15 protein-coding genes are annotated in these 17,439 nt (G+C 60.8%); 8 read left to right on the top strand and 7 right to left on the bottom strand.

Features of this window, described 5'->3' with window-relative positions:
• Nucleotides 1-95 precede the first annotated feature (95 nt).
• From AC2GXZ_RS04030 to AC2GXZ_RS04045, 4 genes are all read right to left on the bottom strand, one after another.
• Nucleotides 96-1,364: a multidrug effflux MFS transporter gene (locus AC2GXZ_RS04030; protein ID WP_483757819.1), complete on the bottom strand. Its 1,269-nt coding sequence runs from the start codon at nt 1,362-1,364 to the stop codon at nt 96-98.
• An 85-nt stretch (nt 1,365-1,449) separates the two neighbouring features.
• On the bottom strand, nt 1,450-1,929 hold the full coding sequence (locus AC2GXZ_RS04035) for a cupin domain-containing protein (RefSeq protein ID WP_483757820.1): 480 nt from the start codon (nt 1,927-1,929) through the stop codon (nt 1,450-1,452).
• Between the two features lie 48 nt (nt 1,930-1,977).
• On the bottom strand, nt 1,978-2,658 hold the full coding sequence (locus tag AC2GXZ_RS04040) for a GNAT family N-acetyltransferase (protein ID WP_483757821.1): 681 nt from the start codon (nt 2,656-2,658) through the stop codon (nt 1,978-1,980).
• Nucleotides 2,655-3,146 carry a MarR family winged helix-turn-helix transcriptional regulator gene (locus tag AC2GXZ_RS04045; RefSeq protein ID WP_483758261.1) on the bottom strand — a complete coding sequence of 164 codons (492 nt, stop codon included), beginning with the start codon at nt 3,144-3,146 and terminating at the stop codon, nt 2,655-2,657. Before AC2GXZ_RS04045 ends, AC2GXZ_RS04040 begins: the two co-directional genes overlap by 4 nt.
• A 248-nt stretch (nt 3,147-3,394) precedes the next feature.
• Between AC2GXZ_RS04045 and AC2GXZ_RS04050 the strand changes: the two genes are divergently transcribed.
• Both AC2GXZ_RS04050 and queF read left to right on the top strand, forming a co-directional pair.
• A complete protein-coding gene (locus AC2GXZ_RS04050) occupies nt 3,395-4,339 on the top strand; it encodes a cation diffusion facilitator family transporter (protein ID WP_483757822.1) in 945 nt (314 codons plus the stop codon).
• Nucleotides 4,336-4,800: a preQ(1) synthase gene (gene queF / locus AC2GXZ_RS04055; protein ID WP_483757823.1), complete on the top strand. Its 465-nt coding sequence runs from the start codon at nt 4,336-4,338 to the stop codon at nt 4,798-4,800. Before AC2GXZ_RS04050 ends, queF begins: the two co-directional genes overlap by 4 nt.
• A gap of 352 nt (nt 4,801-5,152) precedes the next feature.
• On the opposite strand, the gene AC2GXZ_RS04060 is transcribed toward queF, so the two are convergent.
• Nucleotides 5,153-5,992, bottom strand: coding sequence for a DUF2076 domain-containing protein (locus AC2GXZ_RS04060; RefSeq protein WP_483757824.1), 840 nt, complete (start codon nt 5,990-5,992; stop codon nt 5,153-5,155).
• 108 nt (nt 5,993-6,100) lie between these two features.
• Nucleotides 6,101-6,685 carry a HupE/UreJ family protein gene (locus AC2GXZ_RS04065; RefSeq protein WP_483757825.1) on the bottom strand — a complete coding sequence of 195 codons (585 nt, stop codon included), beginning with the start codon at nt 6,683-6,685 and terminating at the stop codon, nt 6,101-6,103.
• Between the two features lie 217 nt (nt 6,686-6,902).
• Between AC2GXZ_RS04065 and AC2GXZ_RS04070 the strand changes: the two genes are divergently transcribed.
• Nucleotides 6,903-7,490, top strand: coding sequence for an ATP-dependent Clp protease proteolytic subunit (locus AC2GXZ_RS04070; RefSeq protein ID WP_483758262.1), 588 nt, complete (start codon nt 6,903-6,905; stop codon nt 7,488-7,490).
• A gap of 95 nt (nt 7,491-7,585) precedes the next feature.
• On the opposite strand, the gene AC2GXZ_RS04075 is transcribed toward AC2GXZ_RS04070, so the two are convergent.
• The gene (locus AC2GXZ_RS04075) at nt 7,586-10,279 is read right to left on the bottom strand and encodes a bifunctional diguanylate cyclase/phosphodiesterase (protein ID WP_483757826.1); all 2,694 of its coding nucleotides are present in this window, start codon (nt 10,277-10,279) and stop codon (nt 7,586-7,588) included.
• Nucleotides 10,280-10,506: 227 nt separating this feature from the next.
• On the opposite strand from AC2GXZ_RS04075, the gene AC2GXZ_RS04080 reads away from it, so the two are divergent.
• The 5 genes from AC2GXZ_RS04080 to leuA all read left to right on the top strand — a co-directional run bounded on the left by AC2GXZ_RS04080 (nt 10,507) and on the right by leuA (nt 17,358).
• The gene (locus AC2GXZ_RS04080) at nt 10,507-11,190 is read left to right on the top strand and encodes a winged helix-turn-helix transcriptional regulator (RefSeq protein ID WP_483757827.1); all 684 of its coding nucleotides are present in this window, start codon (nt 10,507-10,509) and stop codon (nt 11,188-11,190) included.
• 175 nt (nt 11,191-11,365) lie between these two features.
• Nucleotides 11,366-12,208, top strand: a complete 843-nt coding sequence (locus AC2GXZ_RS04085; protein ID WP_483757828.1) for a class I SAM-dependent methyltransferase — start codon at nt 11,366-11,368, stop codon at nt 12,206-12,208.
• Nucleotides 12,209-12,477: 269 nt separating this feature from the next.
• On the top strand, nt 12,478-13,923 hold the full coding sequence (eglC, locus tag AC2GXZ_RS04090) for an endo-1,3-1,4-beta-glycanase EglC (protein ID WP_483757829.1): 1,446 nt from the start codon (nt 12,478-12,480) through the stop codon (nt 13,921-13,923).
• 173 nt (nt 13,924-14,096) lie between these two features.
• Nucleotides 14,097-15,278 (top strand): benzoate/H(+) symporter BenE family transporter, encoded by a 1,182-nt coding sequence (locus AC2GXZ_RS04095; RefSeq protein ID WP_483758263.1) that lies wholly within the window; start codon nt 14,097-14,099, stop codon nt 15,276-15,278.
• Nucleotides 15,279-15,633: 355 nt separating this feature from the next.
• Nucleotides 15,634-17,358, top strand: a complete 1,725-nt coding sequence (leuA, locus tag AC2GXZ_RS04100; RefSeq protein ID WP_483757830.1) for a 2-isopropylmalate synthase — start codon at nt 15,634-15,636, stop codon at nt 17,356-17,358.
• The last annotated feature ends 81 nt before the right edge of the window (nt 17,359-17,439 follow it).

Here is a 17,439-nt window from a genome sequence, read left to right on the forward strand (position 1 = left end):
TTATCAAAACGAACGTCGGGCCGGCATGAACGCCATAGGCCGGCCCGACGTTTTCCGATTGCGTGGCCGTGCTGTTGCGGGTGGTCGGGCGCGGCTCAGGATTCGGTGACTGTGACAGGCGCCACTTTCTTGTTGGTCCAGAAAACGCAGGCGAGCGTCAGCACGCAAAAGAAAAGCATCGTGCCGGTCATCGAGACGACGCCGAAATCAACCAGCGATTTGACGATGACGCTGCCAAGCGCGCCCATGCCCATGATCAGCGCGTTCATCAGGGCCGAGGCCGCGCCGGCGACATGCGCCACCGACTGCAGCGCCGCCTGTTGCACATTGGGCTGCAAGAGCCCGAAGGAAAAGGCATTGACGACGAGAAGCACGCTCAGGACTTCGATCGTCAAAAGATGGGTGACACTGAGCGCTACGCCGATCAGCATCGAGATGACCGAGGCAGTGGCGGCCGTCACCACCAGTTTGAACGGATCGACGGCACGCCTGTTGAGTGCTGCCGACACGGCCGAGGCTGCCATGATGCCGGCACCACAAATGCCGAAGATCAGCGCATAGACCTGTGGCGAGACGTCGAAGACGCTGATCACCACCAGCGAAGAGCCGGCGACGTAGGAAAAATGGCTGCCGAAATTGAGCGCGAGAACCATGGAATTGCCGAGCGCCGTGCGGTTGCGCAGGATCTCGCCGAAACTGCGGATCATACCGCTGCGCTGCACGTCATGCCTTTGTTTCGGTGCCGTTTCCGGCAGGAAGAGGGTGACGGTCAGGAACAAAGCGAAACTGCCGACAGCCATGAAGCCGTAGATCCAACGCCAGTCGCCGACGGTAATCAGGAAGGCACCGACGGAAGGTGCCAGCATCGGCCCAAGCGTGCGGAAGACGGCTGCCGAAGACAGGAGCGTGCGCGCCCGCAGGCCTTCGTGACAGTCACGGATCAGGCTCAGCGCCAGAACCGGGCCGGCACCGGCGCTCATGCCCTGCAACAGGCGCCAGGCGAGAAGGTGTTCGATCGAGCTGGTCAGCATGCAGAAGATGCTGGTAATCGCGTAGATGCCGCAGCCGACGATCAGGACCGGGCGTCGCCCGACACGATCCGACAGCGGCCCGTATAGAAGCGGCGCAACCGAAAACCCGAGAAGGAATGTGGTCAATGTCAGGGCCACTGTCGCAGGGTCGGTCTCAAGCGCTGCGGCCATCAGATCAAACGCCGGCAGGCCGACATCGATCGACATGGACGGAAATGCCATCAAGGCGCCGCATAGCGCCGTGAAGGCAATGGAATTGGGAGAAATGCGCATGAGCGGGGGGATGGGGTGTCGATATATCGGAAATGGCGAACCCCGGAATACTGCCTGCATCCGGCATCGTCCACCAATCTGGACGATCAAGGCGACGCTGCGTCAGTATGGCGCATGGGTTCGGCTGGCGCCACTTTGGCGGGGCTCAGCCCCATAATGTCGTCAGGCCGAGCGCCAGCGTCATGTCGTTGAACACGCCGAGGCGGGCTTCAATCGCGGCGATCTTTTCGGGCGTATCTGCGCCGGAGGTCTCGATGTCGATAAACAGCTGCTCGAAACCGCCCGGCGTGACGGTGGCAAACATCTGGCCCGTTTCTTCGCCGATATTCCTCCAGTTGTGCGCCACATCCGGTGGCAGGACGATGACGGTTCCCGGTGGCGCATCAAACTCGTCGTTGCCGCAGCGAAAGCGATACAAGCCGCGGATGACGCGAAAGACTTCGGTTTCGCGCGTATGGGTGTGGGGTGCGGGCCCCTGGCCGGGCGGGGTGAAGGTTTCCCACATGCCGAAGGCGCCGCCGGTTTCCGCGGCGGTCGCGTGGATGATGACCTTCGCGCCGAAGGATGCCGTTGCTATCCGCTCCCGGCCGGGATGGGACACGATCGCATTGCGAAAGGCCGACATGGTTGCCCCCTCTGATTGCGATCATTCTAACATATCGCGCGAGGTGCGTTAACCGGCGCGTTTCACCACTTTCAAGGTCATGTCTGCGCGAATGGCAAAACCGAGAGACTGGTAAAGGGCGATCGCTCCGGTATTGGTCTTGTAGGCATGCAGGTAGACGGCCTCGTTGCGGGTGGAAATCTCGCCGGCGACGAAACGCAACATCAGCTTGCCGAGACCCTTGCCCTGGAAATGGGGGTGGACACAGAGCCCGCTCAGCTCCGAAAAGCCGGGCTGGCGCATGCGCTGGCCGCACATGGCGACCAGGCGCCCGTCGATGCGGATGCCCCAGAAGGTGCCGAGCGCCTGAGCGTTCAGCGTGAACGGGCCGGGCTTGGTCAGGAGTGCGAGGTCGAGCATTTCCTGCGCGTCCGCACTGGTCAGCACCTCAATACGAGGATCGGCAACCCGCTCGAACGGTTTTTCGGCAAGCATCTGCACGAGGATGGCGTCGACGGTGACCTGCAACTGCGGGGGGACGGAAACCGGGCCTGCCTCGACCAGCAGCATCACGTCCGAGGAAGGGGCAAGCGAAGCGAGTGCCATCAGGCTTTCCGGGCTGTCATCCGCGGCCGCTCCGAACAGAATGATCGAAGGGTCGTAACGTTTTGCCAGGGGTGAGCCTTCCGCAAAGGCAGAATGAACGGTCGCAAGTGCGTTCCAGGCGGGGCGATCGAGGATATGGGTCATTTGTCTTCCTTGGTCTGTGTCATGCGTTCGATCAGCGGCTGGATTTTCAGGCCATCCTCGATGGCGGCCAATTGCTCCAGAAACGGGCCGTCGAGATCGGCGCAGAGGTTCTTGACCGCCGCCTCCACTCCCGGCCAGACCGCATCGGTGGAATAGGCAACCAGATCCTGCCCCGCCTTTGTCAGCGATACCTGCTTGCGGCGCTGGTCGCCGTCGCTGACCGACAGATCCAGTAGGCCTGCCTCGACAAGCTGACCGATCGTGCGGGTGGCGCCCGGTTGTGAAATGCCGATGACATCGGCGAGGTCGCCGACGGTCAGTGGCCCGTTGCGATCGATGGCCGCAAGGAACGGGTAATGGGCGGCCGGAATGTCTATTCCGTATTCCTGCATGATGATCTGGGTGTTGGCCTGCACCATCTCGCCGAGGCGCCGCAGCCGGGTGCCGAGTGTCAGATAGCCGAAATCGCGGACGATATCCTGCGGAATGTGATGGTCTCTTTCGCTTTTCATAACGAATTATATAACCTGTTATTTAATTGATGCAAGAGCGTTCGACATGCAAACGGCTTTGACAAGCGGCGCCGGTTGATCCATATAGCGGCGCATCCGAAACCGTCGTTGCGATACCCTCGCCGCGGCGGTTTTGCCGTTTCGGGGGATGACTCCTGCAAGTCATTCTCACCCGCAATTGAGCCTGCGCGGAAGCGGGCGCGCTGATTAGGAAGGATAGACCGGTGAACACCGCGCGTAGCGAAAATCGGGCCATCGTCGAGAGGCTCGCATTCTGGGGCATTCCCATCTCGATCGGGGTGATGGGCCTGAAAATGCTGGCCTGGTGGGTCACCGGTTCGGTCGCGCTGCTGTCCGACGGAATGGAATCCTTCGTCAATGTGACTGCGGCATTCATCGCCTATTTCGTCATTCGTTATGCGCAGCGACCGGCCGACCACGACCATCAGTTCGGCCATCACAAGGCGGAATATATTTCCGCCGTGGTCGAGGGCGTGCTGATCGTCGTTGCGGCGATCCTGATCATCCAGGAAGCCTGGGGCGCGCTGTTTTCGCCCGGCCTCATGGAGGCACCGTTCGTCGGTCTGGCGATCAATGCGTTGGCGGGCGTCGTCAACGCCGTCTGGGCGACATTGCTGATCCGGGTCGGAACGCAGCAACGGTCGCCGGCGCTCAAGGCCGACGGCCACCACATCATGTCGGACGTCGTAACCTCGGCAGGCGTGTTCGTCGGCCTCATCCTCGCCGTCGTCACGGGGTATGCGATCCTCGATCCACTGCTGGCAATTCTCGTTGCGATCAACATTCTCTGGCAGGGGTACAAGGTGATTTCCCACTCGCTTGGCGGGCTGATGGACAGGGCGCTGGAGCCGGACGAGGAGGCCGTCGTGCGCGAGGCGATCGCCACCCACGCGGCCGGGGCGCTCGGTGCTCACGACCTGCGTTCAAGGCGGGCAGGGGCGGTGGCCTTCATCGATTTCCATCTCGTCGTGCCGGCCTCGATGACGGTCGGCGAAGCACATGATATCTGCGACCGCTTGGAAGATGCGATCAAAGAGGCTATTCCCGGCGCCACATTGGCGATCCATGTAGAGCCTGAAGGCGAGCGTGCCCATGGCCAGAAGGTGGAAGTCGAAGGACATACAGGCTCGGAAGGAATGAGCAAATGACAATGACGGATGTCAGCGGGCTGTCGCAGCTCGGAAAGCAGGTCGAGGCACCCACCAGCCCGGAAGCGGCGATCATGGAGCGGGTGCCGAACGGCAATCAGGGCATGGATTACGTGACGCGTTTTACGGCGCCGGAATTCACCTCGCTCTGCCCGATGACCGGTCAGCCGGATTTTGCCCATATCGTGATCGACTATATTGCCGATGCGTGGCTGGTGGAATCGAAGTCGCTGAAGCTTTTCCTCACCTCGTTCCGCAATCACGGCGCCTTTCACGAAGACTGCTCGATCTATATTGCCAAGCGGCTGGTCGAGTTGCTGCAGCCGAAATGGCTACGGATCGGCGCTTACTGGTATCCGCGCGGCGGTATCCCCATCGACGTTTTCTGGCAGACGGGCGAAGTTCCGGCGGGCGTGTGGCTGCCTGAGCAGGGCGTCCCGACCTATCGTGGACGGGGCTGAAAGCAGTTTGCAGCAATTCCGGCAAAATTACATGGCTGCGTTTGCATCCGGAAGTGCGTGAAAACAAAGAAATAAAGGCGCCGAGCGAAACTCAAAGATCGTTCGGTGCTTTAGCCTAAAATACAGACTGCACAAAGAATTCATCATTTATTAACCATCCCCTATACGGGGGATGTAGTTTGCCGTATCTTCAGTTTTATTGGGAATGACCAATCGAAGCTGGGGGAATGACATGAAGAGACTTGCGCTTCCCGTCGTGAAACGGACGTCACCCGGAGAGCGGTACCCGAAGAAGTGATCATGCGGAGTGCGCGCCGCCGGACCTGGCGTTCCGGCGGCATGCTTTTGCGAATCAGATATCGAGGTTGTCGTCGTTGCCGCCGAAATCGGATGCGTCCGGACCGTTATCATCGTTTCCGAAATCGGCCTGCTGCCACCCGTCGTTATCGTTTCCGCCCGAGCTGTCATTGCTATTCGAGGCTTCGCGGATCGCGTCGTCACCGTAATAATTATTCACGGTCGTTTCTTCGACCGCGGGCTGTTCCGAGGCGCCGAATGCGCTGGCTCCGGCTAACGGGTTACCGAGGCCGGCGGAAGCCATATGGTTACTGAACAGGCCCGACAGGGAGTTGGCGAGCAGCATGCCGCCGGCAACACCTGCCGCCGTGCCAAGAGCTCCGGTAAGGAAACTGCTGCCGGCCGAAGGGCCGCGATAACCGCTGTTGCCGGTCCATGGACCCGATGCCTGCGCATTTGACGGCTGGTAGGCGGAAGGCGAGGGTGGCGGTGCGCGATAACCATCGTCATAACCGCGGCTGCCTTCGTAACCCTGCCGGGCGCCCCAGGGACCTTGTGGCGGTGCCGAAGACTGCTGGACCTGTTCCGGCTGTCGCGCTTGCTGCGATCCGAAAATCGAGCTCAGGAAGCCGCCGCGCTGTTCGCCCTGATGGGGATCGTTTCCGCGGGATTCCAGGTCGCGGATGTGATCCTCCAATTCACGGATGCGGCTTGCCGCTGCTTCCAGCCCCTTTTCCTGTACCACCACCGCCTGGGCGAGATAATAGGTGGCATAAGGCTGCTTGCGGGTCTGCTCGTCGATCAGGGCCTCGGCGTCACGATCCCGCGGGGTGGCGGACGCGGTGCGAACCCGCTCGAAAAGTCCGTTCAGAAGCTGGCTTTCTTCCGGTGACATATTTGCCTCCTTGGGCATGATTGATGCCCAAGGAATTAAGCAGGGATTGCGGCTTTTCAAATCGCCGGAGCATTAAATTCCGGTAATCCAGCCGTGCGTCCGTTGGCGTCAGCCGAAGGCGAGCGACAGACCGAGCAGCGCCGTGATGCCGCCGAGGATGCGGGCGATCGACGGGCTGAAGCGGGCAATGCCGAGACCTGCGCCAATGCCTGCAAGATGCAGCGTCGCGGTTGCGATCACGAAACCTGCGCCGAACTGCAGCGCGCCGGCCGAGCCGAGTTCGCCGCCATGGGCGTGGCCGTGGAAAAGGGCAAAAACAGCGACGATCGCAGCGCCGATGGCGGTCGGCAGGCGAACGGCCATGGCGACCAGCAGGCCGAGAGCGATCACCGAGGCGAGAATGCCCGGTTCGACGAAGGGAAGCGCCACGCCGGAGAGCGCCAGCACGAAGCCGGCGGCCATGGTGGTGACGAAGGCGGCCGGCACGATCCACAAGGCGTTCCGCTTGCCATCCTGCGAGATCTGCACTGCCCAAAGGCCGACGGCAATCATGACGAGGATATGATCCATGCCGAACAGGGGATGCGAAAAACCGGCCATGAAAGAACCGTGCTCATCCGGATTGAGATGGGCGAAGGCAGGTGCCGCAGCGGCGGCGACAATGGCGGCGGAGAGCGAGAGGCGTTTGAACACGAGGTCCCCCTGATTTTCTGGATCGATCAAATATGCTGAAAGATAAGATGACCGGCGTCGCGCTGTCCATTGCAAATAGCGGGCATGATGGGGCAGTTTCTACGTCGTTCACCTTAGCGCTGTGTAAGGCGACGGCTTTGAGCCGCTTTCCATTGTTTTGTCGCTGCGAACACATTATGTCCCGTATATGAATTCCATGCAGGAGACGCTGACTGTGCTGAACGACGAAGACGACAACGACGACAAGAGCAAGGAATTGCCGCTCGGCAAGGAGACGGAGGCGAATCTTTTCAAGTCGCGTTCGATCTTTATCTATGGCCCGATCACGCAGGAACTGGCCCAGAAGGTCAACACGCAGCTTGTCGCCCTGTCGGCAGCAAGCGACGATGACATTCGCATTTACGTGAATTCTCCCGGCGGCCACGTCGAATCGGGTGATTCCATTCACGACATGATCAAGTTCATCAAGCCGAAGGTGTGGATGATCGGCACCGGTTGGGTCGCTTCCGCCGGCGCGCTGATCTATGCAGCTGCTCCGAAGGAACGCCGTATCGCGCTTCCGAACACACGCTTCCTCATCCATCAGCCGTCCGGCGGCACGCGCGGCATGGCCTCGGATATCGAGATCCAGGCGCGCGAAATCGTCAAGATGAACGAGCGGCTGATCAAGATCTTCGCCAAGGCCACCGGCCAGACGGAAGAGAAGATCGCCAAGGATATCGATCGCGATTACTGGCTCTCTTCCGAAGAAGCCATGGCCTACGGCCTGGTATCTCGGATCGTGACCTCGCAGAGCGAGATCTGATCGGTTCGCTACGGCAGATCTGTTCGATAAATAGCCCCGCCACCGCAAGGTGCGCGGGGCTTTTTCGTGGGCCCAAGTGGCGTCCACGGCTGCTGTTACACAGCCCTGGCGACGGGCCGTGTGCCGTTTTTACCGCGGGCTCGCCAGTTCTCGACGAAAGTGATGAAGTCCGCAGACGACAGGGGCTTGGCGAAGGCGTACCCCTGCAGCGCATTGCAACCGAGCTGCCGCAGGATGTCGATATGCGCCTCGGTCTCCACGCCTTCGGCAATGATCTGGATATCCTGCGAGCGCCCGATCTCGATGATCGAGGCGACAAGCCGTCGTTGGGAAGCGGAGGATGCAAGTGGCGCAATCAGCTTGCGATCGATCTTGAGCCGCTTGGGCCCGAGCTCGATAAGGCTGACGATGGAGGCGTGGCCGGTGCCGAAATCGTCGATCTCGATATCGATTCCGAGGTCCTTCAGCTTGCCGATCGCGGCGCCCAGACCTTCGTCATTGCCGTCGAAGGAGATCGATTCCAGCAGTTCGAAAGAGAGGCTTCCGGGCGTGAAGTTCAAATCGGAGAGGCTGTCGAAAAGGCGCCCATCCTTCAGTCGCTGAGCTGATATGTTGACCGAGAGATGCGGCACGGAAAGGCCGAGTGCCTTCCAGCGCATCGACTGGAAAAGGGCCTTGTCGAGGATGAGCGCGTCGAGGTCGCCGGCGCGGTTCAGGCTTTCGGCGATGTCGAGAAAACCGTCCGGCGCAATTGTTCCACGCTCGGGATGCTGCCAGCGCGCCAAAGCCTCGACGCCGACAATATCGAGCGTCTGCGCATCGAATTGCGGCTGGAAGAACGGCACGATCTGGTCATGTTCAAGTGCCGTCAGGAATTCGTCGGACATGGTCTTGCGCAACACCGCGGCCATGCGCAGCTCGCCGGAGAAGACCTCCATGCGGTTCCGGCCGCGCTTCTTGGCCTCGTAAAGCGCGATATCCGCATTGGCCAGAAGCAGGCGAGGCTCTTCCATGGCGGCCGTCTGGCAAGCGATGCCGGCGCTGCAGCCGACGCGGCATTTCTGGCCGGCAATGTCGATCGGCCTTGCCAGCGCGGTGACGATCGACTGGGCGAGATGGCGGGCGCGGCGCTCGACCGACGGGCCGCTGGTGATCACGACAAACTCATCTCCGCCGACACGCGCTGCAAATTCGTCATGGCCGATAAGTTCGAGCAGGCGATTGGTCGTGTGTCTCAGCACCTCGTCACCGGCTGCATGGCCGAGTGTGTCATTGACGGCCTTGAAGCGGTCGAGATCGACGTGGATGAAGGCGAGGCGGTGATGGTGATCCGGCTTGGTACCGGCGGCCATGAACTGATCGAGAAACCGTCGGTTCGGCAAGCCCGTCAGCGCATCGTGCAGCGACTGGTGTTCCAGCGTGCGGCGGGTGGCGCGCAACTGGTCGTTCTGCTCTTCTGCGCGAAAGCGGGCGTCACGCAGTTCCGCCTGCAGAAGCATGTCCTTGGTGACATCCCAGTTGGCGCCGATGACACGCATGTTACGGCCGGGGGCGTGATAGATCCGACCGTTAGCACGGATGTGGCGGATCTGGCCCGTCGGCGAAACGACCCGGAACTGGGTGACGTAGGGTGTGCCGGTGGCGAGCGTCTGTCGCAGGCTCTCCTGAGCCGCCTCTGCATCCTCCGGATGCATGGCGTTTTTCCAGTCGGCATGAGTGAATGTTTCGCGGTCCATCGGCGCGTCGTACATCTTGCGCATACGCCGATCCCACAGCAGTCCTCCGGTGTCGGGATCGTATTCCCATACGCCGATACCGGATGCTTCCAGAGCAAGGCCCAGTCGGTGGGAAACCGCCGCAAGTTCCTCTTCCCGCTGCTGCAGTATCATCAGATTGCGGTGGCGTTGCCGCACCAGCATGCTGGCCCAGATGAGCGGAGCGACAATGCCGATTGCGATCAGCGCGGCGTAGAGCCGGAAGGTGAAGATGGAAGGCGGCGTCGCGATCCAGCCGCCTTTGGGGACGGCTGCCAGATACCAGGTCTCGGAGCCGATCTCGATCTCGGTACGCACCGAATTCTGCGAGAATACCGAGGAATCTCCGATAAACACGTCCTTTGCCGCCGGCGACGGGCGGTGGGCAATGGCGATGTTCAACTGCTGCCGGTCGGTATTCAGATCGCTATCGCGGTAAAGGCGCTCCGCATCGATCAGCGCCGAGACGACACCCCAGAAATGGCCGTTGGAAATCTGGAAGACCGGATAACGCGCAAGCAGGCCGGTTCCTCCCTGAAACAGCTTTACCGGCCCCGCGACGACGGTGGTGCGGCGCTTGATGGCCTCCATGACGGAGCCCGACCGCTTCGGATTGGCAGCGTAGTCCTCTCCGATGAGCTTTTCGTTTTCGGCATAAGGATAGACGTAGCGGATGACGAGATCGGGCGCCGCCGCAACGTTGCGGAGCTGCGAGGGAACGGAAAAGATGCGCTCGGAAAGCGCGGCAAACTGGGCCTGGGTTATATCCGGATTGGCCGCGATCGCAGCCACCAGCCCCTGGATGAGGTTCACATTGCTATGGATCTGGGTGTTGATCTTCGACGAGACCTCGGCCAGCTGTTCGGAGGCGATGAGCCTTTGCTCCGACATGTATCGCTGGTGCTCTTCCCTGTCGGCCTGAAAAACGCCGATCGCGACTGCTGCAAGAACGGCTAGTGCCGGAAGGAAATAGCTGATGCTCAAAGCCTTGGCTTTGGGGCGTCCCGCATTGTTCGAGGAAGAGTATATGGCCATGGAGTATTCCGGTCACCTGATGGCTCAAGGTTACAGACAAACTTTAATATTATGCTTTCATGACAGACTTCCGGCCACCGAACCGGTGTCGTTGCTTGACGAAAAATATTGGTATTTCAGATCTTTATCACGTCTTCCGTGTATCGTTTCTGAGTTTGCTCGCTACAGTTTGTGGACTGGACCAGTCCTGGTGCGTGGCGCATAGTCGTGGCTCGGGAGGCTTTCCTATGCGCGACGAGGGTTACAATCAGTTCTGCCCGATCGCCAAGGCTTGCGAGCTGATCGAGCCTCGGTGGACCCTGCTTATGCTTTCGGAAATGTGGTCCGGATCGACACATTTCAATGAGATCAGGCGCGGCGTGCCCGGCATGTCGCCAACGCTGATGTCGACGCGGCTGAAGCAGATGGAGGCCAACGGTTTGATAACGCGTTGTCTCAACCCGCGCACAGGGGAAATTACCTATCTGACGACCCAGATTGCGGACGAATTGATGCCGATCGTGCGCGATCTCGGTCGCTGGGCACATCGCAATGTCGATACGGAAGTGACGCTCGAGAAACTCGATGCCCGGCTGCTGATGTGGAACATGCGGCGCAAGATCGATGCGGATTCGCTGCCGAAACGTCGACGCTGCGTGATCGAATTCAGCTATCCCGAACTGCCGCGCGAGGAAAGCCGCTACTGGCTGGTCAACAAGCCCGGCGAACCGGTCGATCTCTGCCTGATCGACCCCGGCCATGATGTCGATCTGTTCATCACCGCCGAGTTGAAGGCGATGACATCGGCCTGGATGGGACTGTCCCGCCTCAAGGCCGAAATCGAGCGCGGAGCGATATCGCTTGTCGGTGACAGCGACATCGCGAACCGGATCGATGCCTGGATGGTGCGCAGCTCCTTCGCCACCTGCTGAGAGCGATGCATTTTCTGTACCGGCAGCGGTCCATTTCCTGCACTGGAGCAGGCGGTCGGCAACCGGCAATGCTTGCTCCGTCATTGAGGATCGTCAGTCGAGATGATCTTCGGGCAGTTCATCAAGCGGAGGAAAGACCATGCAGAGTGCAAATCTCAATTTAGCCGGAAACGGAATGCCGACCGGAAACGGAAAACCGCAGGACGATGCTTCGGCCGGTCCTGACCTTGCCGCCGTCAAGGCGCGCCAACAGGGCGCCTGGGCATCGGGCAATTACGCGGTTGTCGGGACGACACTGCAAATCGTCGGCGAGCGGCTTTGCGAGGCGCTTGACCTGAGGGCCGGCGAGACCGTGCTGGACGTCGCTGCCGGCAACGGCAATGCCACGCTTGCCGCCGCGCGGCGGTGGTGCCGGGTGACCTCGACCGACTATGTCCCGGCCTTGCTGGAGCAGGGGCGGCGGCGCGCCGATGCCGAAGGCCTCAGCGTTCATTTCAAGGCGGCCGATGCGGAGGCCCTGCCTTTTGCCGATGACAGTTTCGATGTGGTGCTCTCGACCTTCGGGGTGATGTTCACCCCGGATCAGGACAGGGCTGCCAGCGAACTGCTGCGCGTCTGCCAGCCCGGCGGGCGGATCGGGCTTGCCAACTGGACGCCGGATGGCTTCATCGGGCAGCTGTTCAAGACGATCGGCCGGCATGTTCCGCCGCCTGCCGGCCTTCGTCCGCCGGCGCTGTGGGGCACCCCCGATCGGCTTGACGACATGTTCTGCAGCCATGGCAAGGTGGAGGCGACGACGCGGACCTTCGTCTTCCGCTACCTGTCGGCCAATCATTGGATCGAGGTTTTCCGCACCTGGTACGGCCCGGTGCACAAGGCATTCGCGGCCCTGCCGGCGGATAAGCAGGTGTTGCTCGAAAGTGATCTCGTGGCGCTGATCGGCCGCTTCAACCGGGCGGAGGACGGCACGATGGTGGTGCCGAGCGACTATCTCGAAGTGGTCGTCACAAAACGCTGAGAATTTGGGCGGCAGCCGGGCGACGGAGGCTCGGGGCCTGGCCGCCTTGGAAGATCCGGCCGTGATGGCGGGATCTTCCGCGTTCTTCGGCAGGAGCGGGCGGGCATGCCGATATGAGACAGGGGCTGTGCCTTTTTAGGTCTGGCTTAACTGTCGATCCCAGTTTTCGGACGAATGTGACGCATTGTTGGAATTTCGCCCAAGTCGACCTGTTAGGCTTCGGGCGGGAGGAGTTTTTAAGGAAGGCCACTCAAACAGGAGCAGTTTCCATGACGAATTCCATTTTGAATGCGCTCGGCATAGCACTTTATTACAGCGGCAATTCGACAGCCTGGTTTTCCGCGACAGGCTCGGGACCGATACAATACGGGACTGCAGGCAATGATTCCATGTGGGGTGACAGTTCGGTCAACGTGACGATGACCGGCGGAACCGGCGACGACATCTATTACCTCTATTCGGCGATCAACCGCGCGGTGGAGGAGCCGGGGGGAGGCGTCGACACGATCAATACGTGGATGAGCTACACACTGCCGGAGAATTTCGAAAACCTGACAGTGACGGGGAACGGTCGATACGCGTTCGGCAACTCTTCGGACAATATCATCACCGGTGGCAGCGGCAGCCAGACCATTGACGGCGGTGCAGGCAATGACGTCCTGATCGGCGGTGGCGGCGCCGATACGTTCATCTTCACCAAGGGCAACGGCACCGATCTGATCACCGATTTCAGCTCCGACGATACGATCCGGCTGAACGGTTATGGCGTGACGTCTTTCGACCAACTCGTCGGCCAGTCCTCGCAACAGGGTGAGGACCTGTGGCTTCATCTCGGCAATGGCGAAAGCATTGTGCTCGCCGGCACGACCGCCGACGATCTTACAGCCGACCAGTTCGAGCTCAATCTAGACCGCTCGAACCTGACCCAGACCTTCAGCGACGACTTCAATTCGCTGTCGCTTTATGACGGCGAAGACGGTACATGGGAGGCCAAATACTGGTGGGCGCCGGACAAGGGGGCTTCGCTGCATACCAATGGCGAGCAACAGTGGTACGTCAATCCCGAATACGGGCCGACCGCCTCCGCCAACCCGTTTTCGATCAGCAACGGCGTGCTGACGATCACCGCCGAGCAGACGTCAGACGCGATCTCCAGCGAGGTGGAGGGCTATAATTACACGTCGGGGATGTTGACCACCCACGCCTCCTTCGCCCAGACCTACGGCTATTTCGAAATCCGCGCCGACATGCCGGACGATCAGGGCGCGTGGCCGGCCTTCTGGCTGCTGCCGGAGGATGGTTCCTGGCCGCCGGAACTGGACGTGATCGAGATGAAGGGGCAGGATCCGAATACGCTGATCATGTCGGCCCATTCCAACGAGACCGGCGAGCAGACCTCGGTCATCAACAACGTCGCGGTGACGGATACGGAAGGTTTCCACAAATATGGTCTTCTGTGGGACGAAGATCACATCACCTGGTATTTCGACGATGTGGCCGTTGCCCAAACCGACACACCTTCCGACATGCATGATCCGATGTACATGATCGTCAATCTGGCCGTTGGCGGGTTGGCCGGGACACCGTCCGACGGTCTTGCCGATGGTGGCGACGGTTCGGAAATGAACATCGACTATATCCGGGCCTATTCGCTCAACGACCTGGAAACGGCGAGCAGTGCCTCGACCACCCAGACCAGCGACTGGCTTCTCTGACGAGCCCTATGCGTAAAATCACGCCGTTCGATTGTGGCGGCGTGATTTAGCCGAGGATGATGGCTGCAGGACCGGGGCCGGCGAACGCTTTCGGCGCTGTCAGGCTTGCAAGGGGGAAGGGATTTTGATCTTGAAGGATCAGACCCTCACTTTGCCAGACATTCCGGTTGCCCATGCTCAAGGATTTTTCGCCCTCGGCCCTGACGATGGGCCTGCTGACGGCCTTTGTCGGTTTTGTCAGCTCGTTTGCCGTCATCATGCAGGGGCTGCAGGCGATGGGCGCCACGCCCGACGAAATCGCCTCGGCACTCCTGGCCGTCTCGGTGGCGCAGAGCGTGCTTGCGGTTGTCTTTTCGCTTTACCACCGAATGCCGGTGATGATGGCATGGTCGACGCCGGGCGGCGCGCTGCTTGCCGCGACCGGCGCCATCGAAGGCGGCTTTCCGGCCGCCGTCGGTGCCTTCGTGCTCTGCGGGGTGATGATCACGCTTTCCGGCCTGTTGCGGCCGCTTGGCCAGATGATACGCCGTATTCCGGCGCCGCTGGCGAATGCGATGTTGGCCGGTATCCTGCTCAGCCTCTGCCTTGCTCCGGTAAAGGCGGTCGCGTTCAACGCAGCGCTTGGTCTGCCGATCGTGCTGACATGGATGGTGGTGGTTTCGAGATGGCGGCTCTGGGCAGTTCCCGCGGCACTCGCCGCCTTCATCCTCGTTCTCATCTTCGGCGTCGACCTGCCGGATGACGTGTTCGGCCAGATCGGTGCCGCGATCCATCCACAGCTGATCTGGGTGACGCCGACGTTCAGCTGGAACGGTTTCGTCTCGGTGGCTTTGCCGCTTTTCATCGTCACCATGGCATCGCAGAACATTCCCGGCATCGCCATCCTCAAGGCGCATCATTACGAACCGGCGCCGGGGCCGTTGTTTGCGTCGACCGGCATATTCTCGACCATCTGCGCGTTTTTCGGCAGCGTGCCGGTCAATCTTGCGGCGATCACGGCAGCGATGTGCGCCAGCGAGGATGCCCATCCCGATCCGGCCCGACGTTATTGGGCAGCCGTCGTCGGCGGTGCCGCCTATACCGTGCTCGGTCTGATTGCCGGTGGGATCATCGCCTTCGTGTCGATGGCGCCGCCTATCCTGCTTCAGGCGGTCGCCGGCCTCGGCCTGATCGGCGCATTCTCGAATGCCGCTTTTGCCGCCTGGCGTGACGCCGAAACGCGCGAAGCCGCCGCGATCACCTTCCTTGTCACTGCGTCAGGCGTGACCTTTGCCGGCATTTCCGGGGCATTCTGGGGGCTGGTTGCCGGCGGGGTGATGATGGGATTGTCGCGGGTAATGAAGCGCCGAAGCTGACAGGTGCGTACCGGAAGTCGCAAAGCCGTTCTTGCCTGATGTCCTGCTTGCGGCTATACAGCTGCCCATGACCATGACAGGCGCGATCATGTTTGACCGTTTTGCCGCCCGCAGCACCGCTGCCGGGGCGACGGTTTTCGCGCCTCTCTCGCTTCTTAGCCTCGACCTTACACTCGGTTGCCGGGTCCGTTGAGGAGCGCCCGGCGGCCGAAAGCCTGCCGGCGTAAGAGCTCCTCGCACTAATCCCAAAATGAACCCGGACCGAAGCAAGGTCCAACATCTGCAGTCGAATGCACGTTTGTGAACGGCATGGAGCCCGATCGGTTCCTGTGGATGGGAAGCGAAGGACAGAGACATGGATACCAAGAGCTTTTCCGCAATCAAGGGCATGGCTGACGCGGCGGTGAAGTACCGCGCCTATCCGACCATCAACATCCCCGATCGCACCTGGCCGTCCAAGGTGATCGACAAGGCGCCGATCTGGTGTTCGGTCGACCTGCGCGACGGAAACCAGTCGCTGGTCAATCCCATGGGACACGACCGCAAGGCGCGGATGTTCAAGCTGCTGCTCGACATGGGCTTCAAGGAGATCGAAATCGGTTTCCCGTCCGCCTCGCAGACCGATTTCGATTTCGCCCGCTGGTGCGTGGAAGAAGGCGGCGTGCCGCAGGATGTCTCGTTGCAGGTGCTGGTGCAGTGCCGGCCTGAGCTGATCACCCGCACCTTCGAATCGCTGGAAGGCGCCTACAAGCCGATCATCCATTTCTACAACTCGACATCGGAACTGCAGCGCCGCGTGGTGTTCGGCAAGGATGTCCACGGCATCAAGCAAATCGCCGTCGATGCGGCCAAGATGATCACCGACATGGCGGCGAAGGCCGCCAATGGGGCGAATGGCGGCTACCGGTTCGAATATTCGCCGGAAAGCTTTACCGGTACCGAGCTGGACGTGGCGCTGGACATCTGCAACGCGGTGATCGCGGAGATCAAGCCGACGCCCGACAACAAGCTGATCCTCAACCTGCCGTCGACCGTCGAGATGGCAACACCGAATATCTATGCCGACCAGATCGAATGGATGTGCCGCAATATCGACAATCGCGAGAACGTCATCATCTCCGTCCATCCGCATAACGACCGCGGCACGGGTATTGCCGCGACGGAACTGGCCTTGATGGCGGGTGCCGACCGTGTCGAGGGTACCCTGTTCGGCAATGGCGAGCGTACCGGCAATGTCGACGTGGTGACGCTGGCGCTCAACATGTACACGCAAGGGGTCGATCCCGAACTGGACTGCTCCGACATCGAGCGGATCAAGGAAGTCTACGAATATTCCAACGAGATGGTTATTCCCGAACGCCATCCTTATGTCGGTGAACTGGTCTATACGGCGTTTTCCGGCTCGCATCAGGACGCGATCAACAAGGGCATGAAGGCGATCAAGGTTGCCAACCATCCGGTCTGGGAAGTGCCTTACCTGCCGATCGACCCGCAGGATGTCGGCCGCTCCTACGAGGCGATCATCCGCATCAACTCACAGTCGGGCAAGGGCGGCATCGCCTATATCCTGCAGCAGGATTACGGCCTGAACCTGCCGCGCAATCTGCAGGTGGAATTCCGCGAGGCGATCCAGAAAATCACCGATGAGGAAGGCAAGGAACTGTCGTCGAAGCGTATCCACGACACGTTCATCGAGCGTTATGTGGAGCAGGCGGCTGCGCGGCTGAAATTCGTCGATCACCACATGTATCCGGCCGGCCAGGAGCATCGCGGCATTCGCGTCGTCGCAGCCGAGATCACCGACAATGGCGAGACGAAGCGGATCGAGGGCAGGGGTACCGGCCCGATCGATGGCTTCATCAATGCGCTGTCGATCTATCTGGGCATCGACCTGTCGGTGAACGACTATTCGGAACATTCGCTGCAGCACGGCTCGAACGCGTCTGCCATCGCCTATGTCGAGATGCAGCATCCGGGCGGCAAGCTGTTCGGCGCCGGCATCAACACCAATATCGTCACGGCGTCGCTCGATGCGATCGTTTCGGCTGCCAATCGGGTGCTGGACGAAAAGGGGCGCTGATACGGCGTTCTGACGACATCCCAAACTGCTGCGGCCCCGTGCGAGACGAATGCGCACGGGGCCGCATTCGTCTCTCGCCTA

This window comes from Aliirhizobium sp. YIM B11859, assembly GCF_057163345.1.

Coding starts and splice junctions, on each gene's coding strand:
- AC2GXZ_RS04030 (WP_483757819.1), bottom strand. CDS start 1,364: ATGCAGGCAGTATTCCGGGGTTCGCCATTTCCGATATATCGACACCCC.
- AC2GXZ_RS04035 (WP_483757820.1), bottom strand. CDS start 1,929: ATGTCGGCCTTTCGCAATGCGATCGTGTCCCATCCCGGCCGGGAGCGG.
- AC2GXZ_RS04040 (WP_483757821.1), bottom strand. CDS start 2,658: ATGACCCATATCCTCGATCGCCCCGCCTGGAACGCACTTGCGACCGTT.
- queF (WP_483757823.1), top strand. CDS start 4,336: ATGACAATGACGGATGTCAGCGGGCTGTCGCAGCTCGGAAAGCAGGTC.
- AC2GXZ_RS04060 (WP_483757824.1), bottom strand. CDS start 5,992: ATGTCACCGGAAGAAAGCCAGCTTCTGAACGGACTTTTCGAGCGGGTT.
- AC2GXZ_RS04075 (WP_483757826.1), bottom strand. CDS start 10,279: ATGGCCATATACTCTTCCTCGAACAATGCGGGACGCCCCAAAGCCAAG.
- AC2GXZ_RS04080 (WP_483757827.1), top strand. CDS start 10,507: ATGCGCGACGAGGGTTACAATCAGTTCTGCCCGATCGCCAAGGCTTGC.
- AC2GXZ_RS04085 (WP_483757828.1), top strand. CDS start 11,366: ATGCCGACCGGAAACGGAAAACCGCAGGACGATGCTTCGGCCGGTCCT.
- eglC (WP_483757829.1), top strand. CDS start 12,478: ATGACGAATTCCATTTTGAATGCGCTCGGCATAGCACTTTATTACAGC.
- AC2GXZ_RS04095 (WP_483758263.1), top strand. CDS start 14,097: ATGCTCAAGGATTTTTCGCCCTCGGCCCTGACGATGGGCCTGCTGACG.
- leuA (WP_483757830.1), top strand. CDS start 15,634: ATGGATACCAAGAGCTTTTCCGCAATCAAGGGCATGGCTGACGCGGCG.